We start from the raw sequence: 4,697 nt of genomic DNA, 5'->3' as shown, positions 1-4,697 counted from the left end.
CCCGCGACGCGCTCGACGTGGTGCAGCCGGGCCTGCGCGTGGTGCCCGGCATCTCGTTCATTATATACTACAAGCCCTGCGCCGCGGATAAGCGGCGCCGCCGCAAGCGCGGCACCATGCCCGACCCGCAGAAGCGCGTGGTCGTCAACCAGATGGTCTGCGAGGGCTGCGGCGACTGCTCGGTGCAGTCGAACTGCCTCTCCGTCACGCCGGGCGCCCAGTCCGCGCCCGACGGGTACTTCCCCGGCTCGTCGGTGACGACGACGATCGCCTGCGCGCCCTCCGCCCACATCTGGCGGGAGATCGCCATCGGCGTCAGCGCGCCGTCATGGCGCTGGCCGCCGGTCATGGCGACGGCATCGTTGAACAGGATCTTGTAGGTGATGTTCACATTGGCCGCCAAGGCCGCCCGCAGCGCCTGGGCACCGGAATGGTTATAGGTGCCGTCGCCGAGGTTCTGGAACACATGGTCCCGGGTCGAGAACGGCGCCTCGCCGATCCAGTTGGCGCCTTCGCCCCCCATATGGGTGAAGCCGCTGGTGTCGCGGTCCATCCATTGCACCATGTAGTGACAGCCGATCCCGGCATAGGCGCGGCTGCCCTCGGGCACCTTGGTCGAGCTGTTATGCGGGCAGCCCGAGCAGAAATAGGGCAGACGCGCCGCCATGTCGCGGGCATTGTCGGCGCGCCGGGCCTCGCTGATGCGGGCGAGGCCCGCCTTCACCGCCTCGGTGCCGCGGCCCTCCTCGATCAGGATGCCGCCGATCTTTTCGGCAATCATCAGCGGATCGAGCGCATAGCGCGTCGGGAACAGCTCTTCCTTCGTGCGGTCATGGTGCCAGCCCAGCACGCGGCGGCCCCGGCGATCGTCAAAGATCGCCTCCTTCACCTGCACCTCGATCAGCTTCCGCTTTTCCTCGATAACGATGATGGTCTCCAGCCCCTCGGCCCAGTCATGAAAGCCCTTCATGTCCAGCGGGAAGGTTTGGCCGACCTTGTAGGTGGTGATCCCCAGCCGCTCGGCCTCGACGGCATCAATCCCCAGCAGCGACAGGGCATGGCTGAGATCGAGCCAGTTCTTGCCCGCCGCCACCATGCCGATCTTGGCGCCGGGGCGGCCCCAGATGCGCTTGTCCATGCCATTGGCATGCGAAAAGGCCTCGGCGGCGAAGCGCTTGAAGTCGATCATCCGCGCCTCTTGCGCGACCGGCGTATCGCCTAAGCGGATGTTGAGGCCGCCGGGCGGCATGCGGAACTCTGGCGTCACAAAGCGCTGGCGGAAGGGGTTGCCATCCACCACCGCCGTGGCCTCCACCGTGTCCTTCATGGTTTTCAGCCCGACCCAAAGCCCGGAAAACCGGCTGAGCGCCCAGCCATAAAGCCCGTAATCCAGCACCTCCTGCACGCCTGCGGGGCTGACCACCGGCATATAGGCATCAACCATCGCCCAGTCGGATTGGTGCAGCACGGTGGAGCTTTCGCCGGTATGGTCATCGCCCATGGCCATCAGCACCCCGCCAAAGCGGCTGGTGCCCGCCATATTGGCATGGCGCATCACGTCGCCGGTGCGATCCACCCCCGGCCCCTTGCCATACCACAGCGCGAACACACCCTGATGCCGCCCCTCGCCGCGCAGCTCGGCCTGCTGGCTGCCCCAGATCGCGGTTGCGGCCAGATCCTCGTTCAGGCCGGGCTGAAAGCGGATCTGCGCCGCCTCCAGCTCTCGTGCGGCCTTTTGCATCGTCAGGTCCACCGCGCCCAGAGGTGAGCCGCGATAACCGGTGCAAAGCCCCGCCGTATCAAGGCCCTCGGCCTTGTCGCGCGCCCGCTGCATCAGCATCAGCCGCACCAAGGCCTGCGTGCCGTTCAACAGAACCGGCGATTTCGTGAGATCATACCGATCCGCCAGCGACACGCCCTGACGGATCCCGTTTTGCACGTTCATTCCGCACCTCCCCATGCATCGTGAACTTTTCTCGATGATAGGTCAAAAATGCTGACCTACAAAGGGGGAAATTTGCGACATTCCCCCATTTACGCGCAGATTTGGGTAACTATGCAGGCGCATAGATGTTAGCGGTAGAAAAACAGGCACAGAGTTTCGCGATGGATTGGGACAAGCTCAGAATATTTCACGCCGTGGCGGATGCGGGCAGTCTGACCCATGCGGGGGATACGCTGCATCTGAGCCAATCTGCCGTTTCGCGACAGATCCGCGCGCTGGAGGAGAGCCTGAACGTCACCCTGTTTCACCGCCACGCGCGGGGGTTGATTCTCACCGAACAGGGCGAGCTGCTGTTTGATGCGACCACCTCGATGGTCAAACGGCTCGATGCCACCGCCGCCCGCATCCGCGACAGCGAGGATGAGGTGTTCGGCGAATTGCGGGTGACCACGACCACCGGCTTTGGCACGCTATGGCTGGCGCCGCGTCTGGCGAAACTTTACGCTAAATACCCGGCGCTGAAGATCGACCTCATGCTGGAGGAGCGCGTGCTGGATCTGCCGATGCGCGAGGCCGATGTGGCGATCCGCATGAAGGAACCAAGTCAAGCCGACCTGATCCGCCGCCGGTTGATGAATATCAAGATGCGGCTCTACGCCTCGGAAACCTATCTGGAGCAGCATGGCACGCCCACCTCGATGGAGGATTTCAGCGCGCACCGCCTGATCTGCCAGCACGCGGGCACGGCGCAGGTTTCCGCTGGCGCCCTGCTGGTCGCGCAGCTGATGAGCCATGACATCCCCTCCACTCTCACCGTGAACAACTATTTCGGGGTGTTGCAGGGGGTTCTGGCCAATCTGGGCATCGGGGTGCTGCCCGATTACGTCACCGAAGATTTTCCGCATCTGGTGCGCGTATTGCCCGAGGTGGAATCGAATGAGGTGCCGGTCTTCCTCGCCTACCCGGAAGAATTGCGCCATTCCAAGCGCGTCTCGGCCTTCCGCGATTTCGTAACCGAAGAAATCTTCACCTTCCGCAAGCAGAACCCGGCCTGAGCGCGGGACACAGCGGGGTACCGCCCTTTCATCTGCCCAAAGGTCTCCCGCTGCGGAGGCCTTTCGTTTTTCGATAATCTTTACAAATTGCCATATCTTTCAGCAGCTTGCCGCAGATGCAGCAAAGCCATGCGTCAAACGCATGGCGGCCATGCCGCAGGCGCAGCATGTTCAGCCTTGCACGGAATCGCGCGCAGGCCTACATCCCCGCTTGAAGGCAGCGGTTGAGTTCTTCTCTCGCCGCCTTCATACCTCCCTGTTGGACTTGGGCCGAGCTTTTGCTCGGCCTTTTTTTTGGTTTTCGGGGTGTTTTGTGCAACTGCCCGTCAATGCGGCAGCGCAGCAAGCCGTTTGCGCAGAAACAATGCATCCGCAGCAGATGGGGCGCGGGCGATGGCCGCGGCATAGGCCGCGCGCGACTCAGTCCACAGCTGTTTGCGGCTGAGAAGTTCCGCGCGCACAGCATGCAGCGGCTGATAGTCGCCCAGAACATCGGCCACCGCAGCCAGCACCGCGCCGGATGCCTCCAGCAAGCCCAGCTCCATCAGCACCACCGCCCGGTTCAGATGCACCACGGGCGAGGGTTCAAAGCGCAGCAGCGCATCATAAAGCGCAAGGCTTTGCCGCCAGTCGGGGCCTTCCGGCGCCATGATGCAAGCCGCCAGGGCCGCCTTGATCTGGAACGGGCCCGGGCTGCGGCGCGGCAGGGCAGCCTGCAACAGGTCTTGCGCCTCGGCCAGCAAGGCGGCATCCCACAGTGCGCGCGCCTGTTCGGCGGGCGGCACCAGCGCCCCGTCCGGCCCGATCCGTGCCGCGCGGCGGGCATGGGTCAGCGCCATCAGCGCCAGCACCCCCTCCGCTTCGGCCTGATCGGGGCACAGCCGCAGCAGAAGGCGCCCCAGAAACAGCGCCTCCTCGCAAAGGTCGCGGCCCAGATGCGGCCCCTGCCCATAACCCTGATTGAAAATCAGATAGATGACATCCAGCACCGCCCCCAGCCGCGCCGCCCAGTCCTCGGGGCCGGGCACCACAAAGCCCGCGCCCGATTGCACCAGCCGCGCCTTGGCCCGGCTGAGGCGCTGGCCCATGGTCGGCTCCTGATCCAGAAAGGCGGCGGCAATTTGCCCAGTGGTCAGCCCTGCAATGCTGCGCAGGGTCAGCGCCACCTGGCTTTTGCGATCCAGCGCCGGATGGCAGCAGGTGAAGATCAGCCGCAAGCGCTCATCGGGGATCTCGGGCGGCAGCGCGGCCTCCTCCGACAGCAGCGGCGCCAGATCGCGGGCCTTCTGCGCCTCGCGCCCCTCCTTGCGGATGCGGTCGATGGCCTTGCGCAGACCCACTTTCAGCAGCCAGCCCATCGGGCTGTCGGGCGGCCCCTGCCGCGCCCAATGCTGGGCGGCAGAGGCCAGCGCCTCGGCCAAGGCCTCCTCGGCGCAGTCGAAATCGCCCAGACGCGCCATGAGCGCGGCGAGCAGCCGCCCGCGATCCTCGGCCATGACCCGGCCGAGGGCGCGGCTGGTGGCAAGGGCGCGGGCGGCCTGGGTCATGTCACTGCCCGGTCGGGTTGTAATCCATCAGCGGGCGCAGCTCGACCGTGCCGAACGCCGCTGAGGGGATCATCGCGGCATATTTCAGCGCCGTCTCCAGATCGGGCACATCCATGATGTAATAGCCACCCAGATGTTCCTTGGTCTCGG

Annotated in this window: 3 protein-coding genes and 1 pseudogene; 1 reads left to right on the top strand and 3 read right to left on the bottom strand. The window is 65.1% G+C overall.

The features are described 5' to 3' along the window. Positions 1–250 precede the first annotated feature (250 nt). Positions 251–1,945: pseudogene (locus JNN06_RS16285) on the bottom strand (thiamine pyrophosphate-dependent enzyme); the annotation flags it as partial. 161 nt (positions 1,946–2,106) lie between these two features. Between JNN06_RS16285 and JNN06_RS16280 the strand changes: the two are divergent. Continuing rightward, the gene (locus JNN06_RS16280) at positions 2,107–3,000 is read left to right on the top strand and encodes a LysR family transcriptional regulator (protein WP_291240645.1); all 894 of its coding nucleotides are present in this window, start codon (positions 2,107–2,109) and stop codon (positions 2,998–3,000) included. A 326-nt stretch (positions 3,001–3,326) separates the two neighbouring features. Here the strand turns inward: JNN06_RS16280 and JNN06_RS16275 are convergent, their stop codons facing one another. Both JNN06_RS16275 and JNN06_RS16270 read right to left on the bottom strand, forming a co-directional pair. After that, complete coding sequence (locus JNN06_RS16275) at positions 3,327–4,547, bottom strand: DUF6596 domain-containing protein (protein WP_291240643.1); 1,221 nt, start codon at positions 4,545–4,547, stop codon at positions 3,327–3,329. Position 4,548: 1 nt separating this feature from the next. Further along, on the bottom strand, positions 4,549–4,697 hold a 149-nt coding region (locus JNN06_RS16270; protein WP_291240644.1), incomplete at its 5' end, for a YciI family protein.

The organism is Gemmobacter sp., from assembly GCF_016792925.1.
Lineage (GTDB): Bacteria > Pseudomonadota > Alphaproteobacteria > Rhodobacterales > Rhodobacteraceae > Gemmobacter.
This window is presented reverse-complemented; position numbering and strand designations above follow the sequence as displayed.